The sequence below is a fragment of the Mycolicibacterium doricum genome (assembly GCF_010728155.1).
In the GTDB taxonomy this organism is placed as follows: Bacteria; Actinomycetota; Actinomycetes; order Mycobacteriales; family Mycobacteriaceae; genus Mycobacterium; species Mycobacterium doricum.
In genome coordinates this window covers 1-17,184 of record NZ_AP022605.1, presented here as the reverse complement: position 1 = coordinate 17,184, position 17,184 = coordinate 1, and the positions used below count along the sequence as shown (strand labels likewise).

Here is a 17,184-nt window from a genome sequence, read left to right as displayed (position 1 = left end):
CCGTGGCCACCAGGATCGCCACCCGCGTCGCGGACGCGGTCGCCTGGGTTGAACTCGATGGCGCCGACCGGCTCAACGCCATCGGCACCCAGACCTACACCGATCTCGCCGACGCCCTGCGCACCCTGGAGTCGCAGAGATCAGTGCGTGCGGTGGTCATACACGGGGCCGGCCGGGCGTTCTGCGCGGGCGCCGACATCGAAGAGATCCAGGCCTTCGGTAGCCGCGACGATTTCGCTGACTTCCTCCATGGCTTCACCGACGCCCTCGACGTCCTCGTCGCCAGCCCGCTTCCGGTGATCGCCGCCATCCACGGCAGTGCGTTGGGCGGAGGGCTCGAACTCGCAATGGCATGCGACCTGAGGGTCGCCACACCCGAGGCCCGGCTCGGTCTGCCCGAGGCCAAACTCGGCGTGCTCCCTGGCGGGGGTGGTACGCAGCGGTTGCCACGGCTCATCCCCGTCGGGGTGGCCACCGAGATGCTGATGCTGGGTACCGTCATCGACGGCGAGCGGGCCCACAGCCTGGGGCTGGTGAATCGGCTTAGCGGCGCCGGCACGCTGCTCGAGACGGCAGGCGCCATCGGAGAGCAGCTGGCCACTGGCGCAGCCCAAGTCGCGTCGACGACCAAGTCCCTGCTGCTGCGGACGGCCAACGTGTCGACGTCCGACGGTGTCGAACACGAGCGCGACGCGGTGGCGGACCTCTTCGCCACTCCGGACGGCCGTGAAGGTTTCGGCGCCTTCACCGAGCGACGCGCCCCGACTTTCGGCGCAAGGTGACGGAAATGGACGCGCTTGGCGTGATCCACCGGTCGGCAAAGCGGCCACCGTCCCTCACGCTGTTCCGGCTGAGCCGTCCGGGCGCTCGTGCGGTAACGGTTCGGGGGGAATGCATGACGTGGCGCGCCGACCCCGTTGTCATCGGATGTTAGTAGCGGCTAACGTAACGTGTCAGCGATCGACGTCGATGTCACCTGGAGGAAAAGTTGGTTGACGTCCTGCCCGACCGGGTCGACACCCGTGCACCGGTATACCTCGAGAATCGCGAGGGACTCATCGCGCAGCTCGACACGATCGCCGAACAGCTGGCGCTGGCCAACGCGGGCGGCGGCGAGAAGTACGTCGCCCGGCACCGTAAGCGCGGAAAGATGCTGGCCCGCGAGCGCGTCGAGCTGCTGCTCGACCCCGACACCGCCTTCCTGGAACTGTGTCCGTTCGCGGCGTGGGGCACGAAGTTCCCCGTGGGCGGCAGCGTTGTGGTCGGCATCGGCATCGTCGAAGGCGTCGAGTCGATGATCATCGCGCACGACCCGACGGTGCGCGGCGGAGCCTCGAACCCCTACACCTTCCGCAAGGTGTTCCGGGGCATGGCGGTCGCCCGTGAGAACCGGCTGCCCATCATCAACGTCGTCGAGTCGGGCGGGGCTGACCTACCCACGCAGGCCGAGATCTTCGTGCCCGGCGGCCAGCTGTTCCACGATCTCACCCAGCACAGCGCGCTGGGCCTGCCGACACTCGCACTGGTGTTCGGTAACTCGACGGCAGGCGGCGCGTACATCCCCGGAATGTGTGATTACGTGGTGATGGTCCGTAACCGGTCCAAGGTGTTCCTCGGCGGTCCGCCGCTGGTGAAGATGGCCACCGGCGAAGTATCCGACGACGAGTCGCTCGGCGGCGCCGACATGCATGCCCGCACCTCCGGGCTGGCCGACTACATGGCCGAGGACGAGCAGGACGCCATCCGGATCGGGCGGCGGATCATGGCGAGACTGAACTGGCGCAAGCTGGGGCCGGGCCCGACACAGTCACCGACCCCCCCGCTGCGAGACCCCGACCAGCTCCTCGGGATCGCCTCGGTGGACCCCAAGGTTCCCTTCGACCCACGCGACGTCATCGCCCGCATCGTGGACGGATCGGCCTTCGACGAGTTCAAGCCGCTCTACGGCACCTCGCTGGTCACCGGTTGGGCCTCGATCCACGGATATCCGGTAGGGATCCTGGCCAACGCGCGCGGAATCCTGTTCAGCGAGGAGGCGGAGAAGGCCGCCCAGTTCATCCAGCTGGCGAACCAGATCGACACGCCACTGCTGTTCCTGCAGAACACCACCGGCTACATGGTCGGTGCGGAGTACGAGCAGGGCGGCATCATCAAGGACGGCGCGAAGATGATCAACGCCGTCTCCAACAGCACCGTCCCGCACCTGACGATCGTGATGGGCGCGTCCTACGGTGCGGGCAACTACGGGATGTGCGGGCGGTCCTACTCTCCCCGCTTCCTGTTCACCTGGCCCAACTCGCGTTCGGCCGTCATGGGCCCGGCCCAGCTCGCGGGCGTGCTGTCGATCGTGGCCCGGGAGTCGGCCGCCGACCGGGGCCTTCCGTTCGACGAGGAGGCCGACGCCCAGATGCGCGCTGCCGTCGAGAACCAGATCGAGCGTGAGTCGTTGGCGCTGGCCAATAGCGGCAGGCTCTACGACGACGGGATCATCGACCCACGCGACACCCGTACCGTTCTGGGGTTCTGCCTGTCCGTGGTGCACAACAACGAGGTCCGTGGCCAACGTGGCTACGGCGTGTTCCGGATGTGATGGCGGTGCCCGTGATCAACAAGCTGCTGGTGGCCAACCGGGGAGAGATCGCCCGGCGCGTGTTTCGCACCTGTCGCGAACTCGGCATCGCCACCGTCGCCGTGTACTCCGACGCCGACGCCGACGCCTGGCACGTCGACGACGCCGACGAGGCCGTCCGGCTGCCGGGTTCCTCGCCGGCGGAGACCTACCTCGACGGTGACCGGGTGATCGCCGCCGCCCTTCTCACCGGCGCCGACGCCGTGCATCCCGGCTACGGCTTCATGTCCGAGAACGCCGGCTTCGCGCGGGCCTGCGCCGACGCCGGGCTCGTGTTCGTCGGCCCGCCGCCGGACGCCATCGACGCGATGGGCTCCAAGCTGACGGCCAAGGCGATGATGGCCGATGCGGGGGTGCCGGTCCTCCCGGGCGGCGACGCCACCGGCCTGAACCCCGAGAAGCTGCGCAAGCTCGGCGCCGAGATCGGCTACCCCCTGCTGGTCAAGGCGAGCGCGGGTGGCGGCGGGCGCGGCATGCGCGTTGTCGAGTCGGCCGACGACCTCGACGAGGCCGTGGCCTCGGCCTCGCGCGAGGCGATGTCGGCGTTCTCCGACGGCACGGTGTTCCTCGAGCGGTACGTGCAGCGCCCCCGCCACGTTGAGATCCAGGTGATGGCCGACATGCACGGCACGGTCGTCTCGCTGTTCGAGCGGGAGTGCTCGGTGCAGCGCCGCCACCAGAAGGTCATCGAGGAGGCGCCCTCCCCCGTCGTCGACGACGACCTGCGCGCGCGGATGGGCGCGGCGGCGGTCGCGGCGGCACAGGCGGTGGGTTACGTCGGGGCCGGAACCGTCGAGTTCGTGCTCGACGCGAACGGCGGCGATAACGACGGGACGTTCGCCTTCCTGGAGATGAACACCCGGCTGCAGGTCGAGCACCCGGTCACCGAACTCGTCACCGGGCTGGACCTCGTGCGCCTGCAGTTGCTGGTGGCGATGGGCCGGCCACTGCCCGCCGAGGTGAGCGAGCCGCGGATCACCGGCCACGCGGTCGAGGCCCGGCTCTACGCCGAGGACCCCACGAAGGGATACCTGCCCCAGACCGGGACCCTGCGCACGATGCAGATCCCCGACCACGTCGGGGTCCGGGTGGACTCCGGCGTGCGCGACGGTTCGGTGGTCAGCCACCACTATGACGCCATGCTGGCCAAGGTGATCGCCTGGGCGCCCACCCGGGCCGAGGCGCTCGGCACGCTGTCCGCCGCGCTCGCCGGCGCCCGGATCCACGGACTCACCACCAACCGGGATCTGCTGGTTCGCGTCCTGCGCGACGGCGAGTTCGCCGGACGCGGCACCGACACCGGGTTCCTCGACCGCCACGACGTGGCCGATCTCGGTGGGCCCCTCATCGACAGCGACGGCGAGCGCATGCACGCCATCGCGGCGACATTCGCCCTGGTCGCGGCGCGCCGCGCCGCGGCCTCCGTCCAGCCGACGCTGCCTGCCGGGTGGCGCAACAACCCGTCCCAGCTGCAGTCCGCCGGATGGGTGAGCGCCGACGGCCGCGAGCGTCGGGTGGGCTATGGGTTGCTCCGCGACGGCGTCGAGGTGGAAGTCGACGGCAAGCCCGTCGAGGATGTCAGGGTGCTCGTGCAGCGGCCGGACCGGGTGGTCCTGGAGACCGGCGGAGTACGGCGCGGCTACGACGTCGTCCTCGACGGCGACATGGCCTATGTTGACAGCCCTGCGGGGTTCACTGCATTCACCCAGGTGCCACGGTTCCTGGACCCGAGCACGTTGAAACCGGCGGGCTCCCTGACGGCGCCCATGCCGGGTTCGGTGATCCGGCTGCCCGTCGCCGCGGGCGACGTCGTGACGGCCGGGCAAGCCTTGGTCGTGGTGGAAGCGATGAAGATGGAACACACCATCGCCAGCCCGATCGACGGGATCGTCGCCGAACTTTCCGTCGAGGTGGGTCAGCAGGTGTCCACCGGCGATGCCCTCGCGGTGGTCGGAGCGGCCGACGGTGCAGACCAGGATTGAGCACCACCCGACCTGTCACCGGCCCCGGTGGCGGGTGACTTCGAAGTAGGAGAGCGGTATGGAACTACACGAGACCGAGGAACGGCGAGCTCTTCGCAAGGCCGTGTCCGAGATCGCCAAGGACTTCGGGCACGACTACTACGTGGCCAAGTCGCTCGGCGGGGAGAAGAGCTCGGAACTCTGGCAGGCCGTGGGCAAGCAGGGGTTCCTCGGGGTCAACATCACCGAGCAGTACGGCGGCGGCGGCGGCGGCATCTACGACATGCAGATCGTCGGTGAGGAACTGGCCGCGGCAGGCTGCCCGCTGCTGATGACGGTGGTCTCCCCCACCATCTGCGGCACGATCATCCAGGCTTTCGGCAGCGACGAGCTCAAGGCGCGCTGGCTGCCGGGCATCGCCAGCGGCGAGATCATCATGTCGTTCGCCATCACCGAGCCGGATGCGGGCTCGAACTCCCACAACATCTCCACCCACGCCAAGCGCGTCGGTGGGGATTGGATACTCAACGGCACCAAGTACTACATTTCCGGCGTCGACGAGGCGGAGGCCATCCTGGTCGTCACCCGCACCGCGACAGACGACCGCGGCCGCGGACGGCTGAGCCTGCTCGTGGTCCCGACTGACGCGCCCGGGTTGACCAAGACCCTCATCCCGGTGCAGGCGGTGACACCGGAGAAGCAGTTCACTTTGTTCTTCGACGACGTGCGGGTGCCGGCCGAGAACCTGATCGGCGCGGAAAACGACGGTTTGCGTCAGGTGTTCATGGGCCTCAACCCCGAACGCATCATGGGCGCCGCCCTGGGCAACGGCATCGGTCGCTATGCGCTGGACAAGGCGTCTGCCTACGCGCGCGAGCGCAAGGTCTGGGACGTGCCGATCGGAGCCCACCAGGGCCTGTCCCACCCGCTGGCACACGCCAAGATCCAGCTGGAGCTGGCCCGGCTGATGACCCAGCGGGCGGCCTCACTGCACGACGCCGGCGACCCGGGTTCGGCTGAGGCGTCGAACATGGCCAAATACGCTGCGGCCGAGGCCGGCATCCTGGCCCTCGACCAGGCGATCCAGACCCACGGCGGCAACGGGTTGGCCACCGAGTACGGGCTGGCCACTCTCTGGGGCCCGGTGCGGCTGATGCGCACCGCGCCGATCAGCCGAGAGATGATCCTCAACTATGTGGCTCAGCACAGCCTGAACCTGCCACGATCGTACTGAGCTTTCTGCACTGCCTTCTTCACTGCTTTCTTCACTGCTTTCTTCACCCCGTTCCTGTCCGTTCCGGTGGACATGGGCGGACGGCAGCGACCGGGTGGCCGTCGGGCCCGGGCGCTGCCTCACCGAGCCATTCTCACCTACGAGAAGCCGCCGACGCTGCGGCGGAGGAGTACGCCATGGATCGCGGTATCGGTCAGTGGGTCACCAAACGGGCCTTCCTCAGCGGGCAACGCACGGCGTTCGTCTGCGGTGACACCAGCTTCACTTTCTCCCAGCTCGAACAGCGCACCAACCAGGTGGCCTCGAACCTGCTGCGCCTCGGCGTCCGCAAGGGGGACCGCGTGGCCGTGCTGCTGGTGAACTCCGTGGAGTTCATGGAGGTCCTACTCGGTTGCGCGAAGATCGGCGCCATCACCATCCCGATCAACGTCCGGCTCGCCGGCCCGGAGATCGGCTACATCCTCGCCGACTCCGGCGCCGACGTGCTGGTCTTCCACCACCCGCTCGCGGCGGCGGCGGTCAGCGCGCTGGCCGAGCCGGGGGTCCGGGTCCGGCACACCGTCCGGGCCGGGAGCGCCGCCGCGGACGGCGAGATGCCCTACGCCGACCTGCTCTCCGGCGGTGCCTCCGAGCCTCTCGACAACGACGTCGACGGCCGCGACCCGGCGTTCATCATGTACACCTCGGGCACCACCGGCCGCCCGAAGGGCGCCATCATCACCCACGACAACCTGCTGTGGAATGCCGTCAACGTGCTGGGCACCGACCAGGGCCTGCACGGCAGCGACGTGACCGTCGCCGTGGCCCCGATGTTCCACATCGGCGGGCTGGGAGTGCATACGCTGCCATTGCTCTACGTCGGCGGGACCAGCGTGATCCTCCCGTCCTTCGACCCGGTGGGCACGCTCAAGGCGATGGCCGAGAGCCGAGCGACCGTCCAGTTCATGGTGCCGGCGATGTGGTCGGCGGTGACCCAGGTGCCCGACTTCGACTCCTACGACCTCTCGGCCCTGCGGTTTGCCATGGGCGGCGGCGCGCCGGTGCCGTTGACCGTCATCGACTTCATGCAGCAACGCGGCGTGCCCTTCACCGAGGGATTCGGGATGACCGAGACTGCACCCATGGTCTCGGTCTTGGACGCCGCCAACATCACGACCCGGGCCGGTTCGATCGGCCGGGTCGCCATGCACGTCGATGCCCGCATCGTGGACGCCAACGACCGGGACGTCCCGGTCGACACCGTCGGCGAGCTCCTGGTGCGCGGACCCAACGTGTTCGTCGGGTATTGGATGAAGCCGGCGACCACTGCCGAGGCCTTCCGGGGCGGCTGGTTCCACACCGGTGACCTCGGCCGGATCGACGCTGACGGCTACATCACGCTCGTCGACCGCAAGAAGGACATGATCATCTCAGGCGGGGAGAATGTCTACCCCATCGAGGTGGAGCAGGTGTTGTTCCGTCACCCCGGTGTGCTGGACGCCGCGGTGGTCGGCGGTCCGGACGAGAAGTGGGGTGAGCGCGTCGTCGCGGTGGTGGTTGCCGACCCAGCCGCCGAGCAGCAACCCAGCGCCGACGAACTGATCGCGTGGTGCCGCGAACGGTTGGCGCATTTCAAGTGCCCGCGCGAGGTGCACTTCCTTCCCGAGCTGCCCCGCAATGCCACCGGCAAGCTCCTCAAGACCGAGCTGCGCAAGCGATTCACCGGTGTCGAGGGCGGCGTCGTCCAGCGCTGAGGCAGCGAGTGCGGTGCCCCCGGCATCGACGAGTCACCCGACATGGAGGGCAGGAAGGACGTCGCGACATGGACGTAGCGATCATCGGCACCGGCATCACTCGGTTCGGCATGTTCGTCGGCACCCGGCTGCGGGATCTGGCCGCCGAGGCTGCCGACGCGGCGCTCGCCGACGCCGGGGTGGAGCCGGACGCGATCGGGCTGGTGGTGTTCGGCAATGCCGCGGCCGGCGTCCTCACCGGGCAGGAGATGATCCGGGCCCACACGGCGCTGGGCGGATCGCGTGTCGCCGGACGCCCGATGGTGTCGGTCGAGAACGCCTGCGCGTCCAGCTCGAGCGCGTTCCACCTCGGAGCCATGGCCGTCTCCTCCGGCGCCTACGACCATGTCCTGGTGGTCGGCGCGGAGAAGATGACGAGCACCGACCGCACGCGCGCCGGGCGAGCGCTGGCCACCGCCATCGACGTCGAGCTGGCCGGGGAGCACGACGGGTGCCGCCCCGTGTTCATGGAGATCTACGCGGCCGAGGCGCGCGCCTACCTCGAACGGACCGGTGCGTCGGCCCGCGACCTGGCGCTGGTTGCGGCCAAGAGCCTGCACAACGGCAGCCTCAACCCGATCGCGCAGAACCGCACCGCGCTCACCGTCGAGGAGATCCTGGCTGCGCGCACGATCGTGGCCCCACTGACACGGCCGATGTGCTCCTCCATCGGTGACGGCGCGGCCGCCTGTGTGCTGACGCGGACCGACCTGGCCCGCCGACGCAACCTGCCGTCCGTGCAAGTGCTGGCCTCGGCGGTCGGGGCGGCACGGGTCGGCGACGGCGGGGACGTCGTCGGACGCACCGCCCGGACGGCCTTCGAGCAGGCCGGGGTTGGCCCGGACGGGATTGACCTGTTCGAGGTGCACGACGCCGCGTCGCCCGCCGAACTCGTGATCGCCGAGGAGATCGGCATCGCCCCGGCGGGCGAGGGCGCCAAGCTCGCCCGAGACGGCGCCACGGGTATCGGCGGCTCGACCCCGGTGAACGTGTCCGGCGGGCTGCTGGCGCGCGGCCACCCGATCGGGGCCACCGGGGCGGCCCAGCTCGTGGAAATCGCCGATCAGCTGCGCGGCCGCGGCGGCGCGCGCCAGGTGCAGAGAGCACGGATCGGCCTCGCCGAGAATGCCGGTGGCTCCCTGGGTGACGGGCCCGCTGCCTGTGTCGTCACGATCCTGGCGGCCCTCCGCTAGGCGGCGTGGCCGCTGACCAGCCCCCACATCGTCCGGTACGCTCACGCGACGGGGGCTGCAGCCTGATCCACCACGACGAGGAGTTCGCGCGTTCTCCAGCCGGACCGCACCATCGATGGAAAGGACGACCGTGGGCACATCGACCACCGACGTCACCGGTCTCGGGATGGCCTTCGGGACCCTTGAGGAGGGCCGGGCCTGGGCCGGTCGCACCTCGCCGCGTAAGCAGGCCTGGTTTCCGATCGACCGCTCGATGGTGCTTTACTACTGCTCACTGGTGGAGGACGGGAACCCCCGGTACTGGGAGGGCGACGAGTGCCCGCCGGGTTTGTTGATGACGCTGGGCTTCAACCCCCAATGGGCGCCCGAGCACCTCCACCGCGAGGACTCGCTGTTCGCGTTCAGCGTGCCGTTGCCAGGTCATCACATCATCAATGCCTCCACCACCACCGAGCTGGAACGCCGGCCACGGATCGGCGACCACGTGTGGACCGTCGACGAGATCGTCTCGGTCTCGCCGGAGAAGACCACCCGGCTCGGCACCGGGGTGTTCATCACCTCTCTGACCACCTACGGCGACCAGCACGACGAGGTCATCGCGCGCAACACCAACGTGCTGTTCCGGTACGACATCACCAACGGCGACGACATGGGCCGAACCGAGGAGCAGCCATGACCAGCACCCCGACGGCGGGACTCCGGTTCGACGACGTCGCGGTCGGCGACGAAATCACCCCGGTCTCGATCCCGGTCACTTACAAGCGGGTCTGCATGAATGCGGCGTCCACCTGGGACTGGTTCCCTGGTCACCACGACCCCGAGTACGCGCGCAGCCAGGGCCAGCGGACGATCTACCTGTCGACACTGTTCTTCCACGGCTTCATCGACCGCGGCCTCGGCGACTGGGCCGGTCCGGATGCGCTGCTGCGCCGTCGCAAGATCTCGATGATCAGGTCGATCTACCCGGGACAGACCGCGACCCTCACCGGGCACGTCATCGGCAAGCGGGAGGTGGACGGCACGGGCCTGATCGACCTGGAGCTCATGGTCTCCAGCGAGGAGGGGCCGTGCGTGCCTAGCGAGGCGACTCTGCAGCTCCCGACCGGATAGGTGTGCTCAGCAGAACTCGACGCGCAATGACGGACGTCGGTGATGGAGATGGTGGCGATCCCCGCGATTCACTGGCCGGCGATGTTAGTCACTGCTAACGTTTCGACCCATGCCAGCACCACTCGCGACGCTTGCCGGATTCTCGGAGGTCACCCCCGGCCGTCTTGACCGCCCCTTCCTGGACCTGCACCTCGAGTCGGCCGTCGCCGCCCTGGGCGATGCGGAGATGGAGGCCTCTGACGTCGACGGCCTGATCTGCGTGGGCTCGATGATGGGCGAGTCCATCGAGCACACGTTCCTGTCCGAGGAGATCCAGGACTCTCTCGGGCTCCACGAGCTCGGGTTGCAACTCGGTGTCCAGCTGGGCGGCGGGAGCCACCTCGCCATGCTCGGCGTCGCGACGCGGGCAATCCAGTCCGGCCAGTGTTCGGCAGTCCTGTGCGTGTCGGCCGGGGTATTCCCGCCGATCCGCGACGTCGGCAGGCGTCTGATGACGATGACCTGCCATCCGGATTACGAGCTTCCCTACGCGCCGTCCATTCCGACCCTCTACGGGTTGATCGCCCAGGCGTGGCTCGACGACGTCGGGCAGAGCCGCGAGGTGTTCGCCGAGGCCGTGGTCGCCCAGCAGGAATGGGCGTTGGCGCATCCGACTGCCATCGGCGCCGGAGCCGGGAGGTTCACCGTCGAGCAGGTGCTTGATGCGCGGCACATCGCCGGTCCGTTCGGCTACCTCGACTGCTCCATTCCGTGCGAGGGTGGCGGCGCCTTCGTCGTCGTCTCGCCGGATCGGGCCGCAAGCCTGCCGCACCGACCGGTTCACGTGGTCGGCATCGGGGAGGGCCATACACACGGGTTCCTCACCTCGATGCCCGATCTCTCGCGCACCGGCGCGGTGCGCTCCGGCGCCACCGCCTTCGCCCAGGCCGGCATTGCCCCCGCCGACATCCAGCTCGCGCAGCTCTACGACGCGTTCAGCTCCAACCCGCTGATGCTGCTCGAGGAGCTCGGCCTCGCCGATCGCGGCAAAGCCGTCGAGCTCTACCGGGAGGGCGCCACCCGTCCCGGCGGGCGGCTGCCGGTGAACACCAACGGCGGGCTGCTGCGTTTCGGCCACTCCGGGACGGCCTCGGGCATCTGCGGGATACTGGAGGCTTACCAGCAGATGACCGGCCGTGCCGCCGGCATCCAGGTCGAGCAGGCCGACCTCGGGGTGGTCCACGCCTACGGTTCCATGCTCTGCAGCCACGTCACCGTCATCCTGGAGGGATCATGACCACCGAGACAACCAACTTCGCGGAGACGGCGTCGTGACCGCTACCTACCTGGAGGGGTTGGCCGATCCGGCGGTACTACCCCGCATCGACGAGGTCAACCGCGGCCACTTCGAGGCCGCAGCCCGGGGCCGCCTCGCCGTCCGCGAGTGCACCGCGTGCGGGCTGCTGTTCCACTACCCGCGCCCGTTCTGTCCCCGCTGCCACTCCGCCGAGCTGACGTGGACCGAACTGTCCGGCAACGCGACCGTGCTCGTCGCCGCGCTCGTCAGCCGTCCCCCGTGGAACGACCTACCCCGATCGGCGCCCTACCCGGTCGTCGTGGTCCGCCTGGCCGAGGGCCCGCAGATGCTCTCCACCGTGGAGGACTGCGACCCCACCACAGTGGTGGCGGGGATGGCGGTGCGCGCGGCGTTCGAGCGTGTCGGTGACATCGGCATCGTTCGATTCGTCCCTGCCTGAGTGGTCCTGAACCGATCCGACGAGAGGACCGCCGTGCCCACGGATTACGACCTGGACGCCAACATCGTCACCCGGGTCAATGTCGGCGACATGCTGACCCGGGCGGCGTGGCGCCGACCGGACCACGAAGCCGTCATCGACGGCGCCCGCAGGTTCACCTACCGCGCGTTGAACGACGAAGTCAACCGCCTGTCCCATGCGCTGCTCGCGGCGGGTTACCAGCGCGGCGACGTCCTGGCCTTGGCCAGCGGCAACAGCGTCGAGTTCCTGACCACCTACTTCGCCTGCGCCAAGACCGGCGTCGTGTGCGTCCCGGTCAACCTGGCCTGGGGCCCTCGCGAGGTGAGCTATGTCCTGGAGCATTCACGGGCCCGCGGAGTGGTGGTAGAGAGCCAGCTCGCCGAGCTTGTCACCGCAGCCCTGATGCGGCTCGGCAATGCCACGGTGACCGACGTGATCGTGGCACCGGGCACCGACGCTTCGTGGGAGCCGGGGGCGACGGGCCGGTGGCAGGACCTCGCCTCCTTCGTCGGCGGCGCCGCGACCACTGAGCCCGAGTGTCTGGTGGGCGACCGCGATCCGATCAGCTACCTCTACACCAGCGGTACCACATCGGCCCCGAAGGGGGTGGTGAGCAGCCACGTCGCTGTCTACATCGAATCGCTGAACGGTCCACTTGTGCTCGGCATCAACGGCGACGAGCGCGCAGTCGCGATGATGCCGCTGTTCCACACCGCACAGCTCAACGGCTTCACCACCGGGCTGCTCTACATGGGCGGCACGCTGGTACTGATGCGGGCGTTCGACCCGGCCGCCCTGCTGGCAACGATCGAGACCGAGCGGATCACTCAAATTTTCGGGCTGCCGATGATGTACCGCGCGTTGATGGACCACCCCGACATCGACAAGCGCGATGTGTCCACGCTGCGGCTGGCGCTCTACGCGATGGCGCCGATGCCCGACACCGACCTGCGCCGGGCAATCGAGGCGTTCGGCTGTGACTTCGCGTTGGGCTTCGGCCAGACCGAAATGAGCCCGCTCACCACGGTGTTCCCACCGGAGTACCAGCTCAGCCACGCCGGGTCGGTCGGCCTGCCCGTGCCCAACGTCCAGGTCGGGATCATGGACGACGACGGCCACCTGCTGCCGACCGGGGAGACCGGCGAGATCGTCTACCGCGGCCCGCACGCCATGGAGGGATATCTGCGTGACCCGGAGGCCACGACAGAGGCGTTCGCGCACGGCTGGTTCCACTCCGGCGATGTGGGGCGTTTCGACGGTGACGGGCTGCTCTGGTTCGCTGACCGCAAGAAGGACGTGATCAAGTCCGGCGGTGAAAACGTCGCGTCCGTCGAGGTGGAGAAGGCACTCTACGAGGTGGAGCCACTAATCCAGGAGGTGGCGGTGATCGGGCTCCCCCACCAGCGGTGGTCGGAGGCGATCACCGCCATCGTGACACCGAAGCCGGGGGTCGTGCTGACCGAAGGGGACCTGATCGCCGCCGCCCGCACCCGGCTGTCGGGGTTCAAGGTACCCAAAGCCGTGCTGTTCACCGACGCCATGCCGCACACGGCCACCGGCAAGATCCAGAAGAACGTGCTTCGCGAGCGCTACCGCAGCCACTTCGAGAGCTGACGCACCGGTTACGGACGGCCACTTCGGCGTGCGCGGGCCTCGTCGTGGAAGACGTTGAGCATCGAGGTTGAGCATCGAGTAAGACCAGTCGACGCTCGTTTCTGGTCATCATGAGAACCTGCCGGGTAACGTACTGCGAGTGAACGAGCCCTCACATCGGGAGGGCGGGTGCCGATCAGGACGGGGATTGATGAGCGAGGAAGCGATCACCTACGAGGTCGTCGACGGGGTGGCCTGGTTGACGATCAATCGCCCCGAGGCGCGGAACGCGCTCAACGGGGCGGTCCGGCAGGGACTGTTCGACACCGTTCACCGCTTCAACGCCGACGACTCCGCCAAGGTTCTGGTGCTGACCGGGGCCGGCGACAAGGCCTTCTGCGCCGGCGGGGACCTCAAAGAGATGGCGGAGACCGCGCTCACGGTTCCGCCACCAGACTTCGCGCCGCAGTTCGGGCGCAACATCGAGGTGGTCAAGCCGACTATTGCCGCGGTGAACGGCGTCGCCTTCGCCGGCGGATTCCTGCTGGCCCAGCAGTGTGACCTCGTCGTCGCGGCCGAGCACGCCACGTTCGCGGTCAGCGAGGTCAAGGTAGGTCGCGGCTCGCCGTGGGCTGCACCGCTGTCGTGGCTGCTGCCGCCGCGGATTGCGCTGCAGATTTTGATGACCGGCGACCCGATCTCTGCCGAGCGCGCCCGCGAGGTCGGCATGGTGAACGAGGTCGTGCCCGCAGCCGAGCTTCGGGCACGAACGCAGCAGATCGCCCTGCGGATCGCTTCCAACGCACCGCTGTCCGTACTCGCGGCGAAGAAGACGGTGTACCTCTCCGCAGAGCACCCCCTGACGGAGGCCTACGACCTCGCCGACCAGATATGGGAGCCGGTGTACCTCAGCGCGGACGCGCAAGAGGGTCCCGCTGCCTTCCGCGAGAAGCGCACACCGGTCTGGAAGGGACGTTAGCCGTGGCCGTGACGATGGAGTCCTTGATCACCGATATCGAGGCGGAAACGGCCGAGCTGAGGTTGCTGATCGCCGAGCTGCCCGACGGCCCGGCCGGGTGGGACGCTCCGACCCCGGCGACAGGCTGGGCGGTCCGCGATCAGATCAGCCATCTTGCGTTCTTCGACGACGTCGCGGTGCGGTCAGCCACCGACCCCGAGGGGTTCACGGCCGAGATGCTGCCCATGCTGGCCGACGGCCAGATTTCCCCGGACACCATCGCCGAGCGCTACCGGTCGATGCCGGGAGCCGAGCTGCTGTCCTGGTTCGACCGCGCCCGCCGGGCCCTCGTCGCTGCCTTCGCCACGATCGACCCCTCAGTGCGGGTGCCGTGGTTCGGCCTCCCCATGAGCGCGGCATCCTCGCTGACCGCGCGGATCATGGAGACCTGGGCGCACGGTCAGGACGTCGCCGACGCGCTGGGAGTGACCCGTGTGCCCTCGGCCCGGTTGCGCCACGTCGCGCACATCGGCGTGGGAGCGCGGGCGTTCAGCTACCTGGCCAACGGCCTGCAGGTGCCCGAGGAGCCCGTCCGCGTCGAGCTCACCGCACCGGATGGCACGCTATGGACGTGGGGCCCCGACGGCGTGCCCAACCGGGTCACCGGCACAGCGCATGATTTCTGCCTGCTCGTCACCCAGCGCAGGCATCGCGACGACACCGCGCTGCAAGTCACCGGTCCGCTCGCCGACCAGTGGCTCTCCATCGCGCAGGCCTTCGCCGGACCACCCGGTGGCGGGCGCACCGCAGGACAGTTCGACGGAGGTGTTTTGTGAGGGACCCGGTACGCATCGGCAATTGCTCGGGCTTCTACGGCGACCGGATCGCCGCGGCGCGGGAGATGGTCGAGGGCGGAGCGGGCGAGAGCATCGACGTGCTCTGCGGCGACTACCTCGCTGAGCTGACGATGCTCATCCTGGCGAAGGCCCAGGCGAAGGATCCCGCGGGCGGCTACGCGCGCACGTTCCTGACCCAGATGGAGCAGGTGTTGGGCACCTGTTCCGACCGCGGTATCAAGATCGTCGCCAACGCCGGTGGGCTCAACCCCGCCGGGCTGGCCGTCAAATTGCGCGAGCTTGCGGACCGGCTCGGTATCACCGTCCGGATCGCCCACGTCGAGGGTGACGACCTGCGCGGGAACCTCGCCGCGATCACGCCTCCGCTCGGTGAGGTCAAGCCGGTCTCGGCCAACGCGTACCTCGGGGGCTGGGGTATCGCCGAAGCGCTGGGTGCGGGCGCCGACGTCGTCGTCACCGGACGTGTGACAGACGCCTCGCTGGTCGTCGGCCCGGCCGCCTGGTGGCACGGGTGGGAGCGCACCGACTGGGACCGGCTCGCCGGTGCCGTCGTGGCCGGACACGTCATCGAATGCGGACCACAGGCCACCGGCGGCAACTACGCCTTCCTCGACGAGATCACCGACCGGCGCTATCCAGGCTTCCCGATCGCGGAGGTCGCGGCCGACGGCTCGTCAGTGATCACCAAGCACGCCGACACCGGGGGGCTGGTGTCGGTGGGTACGGTCACCGCCCAGCTGCTCTACGAGATCGCCGAGCCCGCCTATCTGGGGCCCGACGTGGTCGCTCACTTCGACACAATCTCTCTGGCCCAGCAGGCCGAGCACCGGGTGGCGATCACGGGTGTCACCGGCAGCCCGCCACCGGAGACGCTCAAGGTGGCGCTGAACGAGGTCGGGGGCTACCGGAACACCATGACGATGGTGCTCACCGGCTTGGACATAGAGGCGAAGGCCGCGTTCGCGCAGCAGCAACTGTTCGACATCCTCGGCGGCCGGGACTCCTTCGCCGAGACGGACGTCCGGTTGTTGCGGTTCGACACACCGGACGCCCCCACCAACGATCAGGCGTGCGCGCACCTGCGGATCACGGTCAAGGACACCGACCCGCGCAAGGTCGGCCGGGCGTTCTCGAGCGCAATCATGGAGATCGCTCTGGCCGGGTACGCGGGCTTCCACACCACCACGCCACCCACGTCGGAGTCGGCGTTCGGCGTGTACCGCCCAGCGGCCGTGCCCCGGTCGAGCGTGACGCAGGTCGTGGTGCTGCCCGACGGTGAGCGCCGGACGATCGCCGATCCGCCGACCGGTAGCGTGCCGGCCGCGAAAGTGACGGGCAGCACGGCCGCCGCGCCGCCGACCGAGCCGACGTGCCGCGCGCCACTGGGCGCGGTGCTGGGCGCGCGGTCCGGCGACAAGGGCGGTAACGCCAACATCGGCCTCTGGGCCCGCGACGACGCCGGCTACGCCTGGGCGTGCGAGTGCCTCACCGTCGAGCGGCTGCGCGGGCTGCTCGGCCCGGAGGCTGCACAGCTGCGCATAGAGCGCTTCGAGCTGCCCAACCTGCGTGCGCTCAACGTGGTGGTGCACGGGCTGTTGGGAGAGGGCGTAGCATCCTCGACCCGGCCCGATCCCCAGGCGAAGGGCTTGGGCGAGTACCTGCGCTCTCGCATCGTCGACATCCCGCAATCCTTGCTCAGCGCGGGCTGAACAGGGCCGGTGACCCGGCGTTTGACCGATCTGCCGGTGGGCCGGCCACCCGCTGGTGTTGTAAGTCTCGGCGCCCGTTACCGCCGCACCACCACAGTTGGCAACACTGCGCCGGCATGTGTTGCGGCAATTGAGGGTGTAGAGCCGTTCACCCAGCCATCGTCAGGCCGCCGCTGACGCTGATCACCTGACCGGTGATGAACGACGCGGCCTCGGAGGCAAAGAAGACAATGGGCGCAGCCACCTCCTCTGGGCGCGCAAGCCGCCGAAACGGAATCGCCTTGATCAACGCATCTTTTAGCTTATCGGCCTGGGCATGGAATAACGGAGTATCGGTGGGCCCCGGGCACACACAGTTGACATTGATAGCGTGCCTGGCCATCTCGCGAGCAAGAGACTTGGTGAGCGCAA

The 17,184-nt window shown here is 68.9% G+C and carries 15 protein-coding genes; 14 read left to right on the top strand and 1 reads right to left on the bottom strand.

Going from position 1 to position 17,184, the window contains the following annotated elements:
* Positions 1-2: 2 nt before the first annotated feature.
* The 14 genes from G6N07_RS00075 to G6N07_RS00010 all read left to right on the top strand — a co-directional run bounded on the left by G6N07_RS00075 (position 3) and on the right by G6N07_RS00010 (position 16,773).
* Positions 3-782 (top strand): enoyl-CoA hydratase/isomerase family protein, encoded by a 780-nt coding sequence (locus G6N07_RS00075; protein WP_085190511.1) that lies wholly within the window; start codon positions 3-5, stop codon positions 780-782.
* Between the two features lie 206 nt (positions 783-988).
* Positions 989-2,590 (top strand): acyl-CoA carboxylase subunit beta, encoded by a 1,602-nt coding sequence (locus G6N07_RS00070; RefSeq protein WP_085190513.1) that lies wholly within the window; start codon positions 989-991, stop codon positions 2,588-2,590.
* Positions 2,590-4,611, top strand: coding sequence for an ATP-binding protein (locus tag G6N07_RS00065; protein WP_085190515.1), 2,022 nt, complete (start codon positions 2,590-2,592; stop codon positions 4,609-4,611). The genes G6N07_RS00070 and G6N07_RS00065 overlap by 1 nt, the downstream gene beginning before the upstream one ends.
* A gap of 58 nt (positions 4,612-4,669) precedes the next feature.
* The gene (locus tag G6N07_RS00060; RefSeq protein WP_085190517.1) at positions 4,670-5,824 is read left to right on the top strand and encodes an acyl-CoA dehydrogenase family protein; all 1,155 of its coding nucleotides are present in this window, start codon (positions 4,670-4,672) and stop codon (positions 5,822-5,824) included.
* A gap of 176 nt (positions 5,825-6,000) precedes the next feature.
* Entirely contained in the window at positions 6,001-7,557 is a 1,557-nt protein-coding gene (locus G6N07_RS00055) for an acyl-CoA synthetase (protein WP_085190519.1), read from the top strand.
* A 68-nt stretch (positions 7,558-7,625) separates the two neighbouring features.
* Positions 7,626-8,789, top strand: coding sequence for a thiolase family protein (locus G6N07_RS00050; RefSeq protein WP_085190521.1), 1,164 nt, complete (start codon positions 7,626-7,628; stop codon positions 8,787-8,789).
* A 166-nt stretch (positions 8,790-8,955) separates the two neighbouring features.
* Positions 8,956-9,465: an FAS1-like dehydratase domain-containing protein gene (locus G6N07_RS00045; RefSeq protein WP_085190709.1), complete on the top strand. Its 510-nt coding sequence runs from the start codon at positions 8,956-8,958 to the stop codon at positions 9,463-9,465.
* A complete protein-coding gene (locus G6N07_RS00040; RefSeq protein ID WP_085190523.1) occupies positions 9,462-9,899 on the top strand; it encodes a hotdog family protein in 438 nt (145 codons plus the stop codon). The genes G6N07_RS00045 and G6N07_RS00040 overlap by 4 nt, the downstream gene beginning before the upstream one ends.
* 109 nt (positions 9,900-10,008) lie before the next feature.
* Positions 10,009-11,175 carry a thiolase family protein gene (locus G6N07_RS00035; RefSeq protein ID WP_085190525.1) on the top strand — a complete coding sequence of 389 codons (1,167 nt, stop codon included), beginning with the start codon at positions 10,009-10,011 and terminating at the stop codon, positions 11,173-11,175.
* Between the two features lie 34 nt (positions 11,176-11,209).
* A complete protein-coding gene (locus tag G6N07_RS00030; protein ID WP_085190527.1) occupies positions 11,210-11,635 on the top strand; it encodes a Zn-ribbon domain-containing OB-fold protein in 426 nt (141 codons plus the stop codon).
* A gap of 33 nt (positions 11,636-11,668) precedes the next feature.
* Positions 11,669-13,270 (top strand): AMP-binding protein, encoded by a 1,602-nt coding sequence (locus G6N07_RS00025; protein ID WP_235849737.1) that lies wholly within the window; start codon positions 11,669-11,671, stop codon positions 13,268-13,270.
* A 190-nt stretch (positions 13,271-13,460) separates the two neighbouring features.
* A complete protein-coding gene (locus G6N07_RS00020) occupies positions 13,461-14,228 on the top strand; it encodes an enoyl-CoA hydratase/isomerase family protein (RefSeq protein WP_085190529.1) in 768 nt (255 codons plus the stop codon).
* A 2-nt stretch (positions 14,229-14,230) separates the two neighbouring features.
* Positions 14,231-15,043: a TIGR03084 family metal-binding protein gene (locus G6N07_RS00015; protein WP_085190531.1), complete on the top strand. Its 813-nt coding sequence runs from the start codon at positions 14,231-14,233 to the stop codon at positions 15,041-15,043.
* Complete coding sequence (locus G6N07_RS00010) at positions 15,040-16,773, top strand: acyclic terpene utilization AtuA family protein (RefSeq protein WP_085190533.1); 1,734 nt, start codon at positions 15,040-15,042, stop codon at positions 16,771-16,773. The genes G6N07_RS00015 and G6N07_RS00010 overlap by 4 nt, the downstream gene beginning before the upstream one ends.
* Before the next feature lie 148 nt (positions 16,774-16,921).
* Here the strand turns inward: G6N07_RS00010 and G6N07_RS00005 are convergent.
* A partial coding sequence (locus tag G6N07_RS00005) for an SDR family NAD(P)-dependent oxidoreductase (RefSeq protein WP_163784019.1) occupies positions 16,922-17,184 on the bottom strand: 263 nt, incomplete at its 5' end.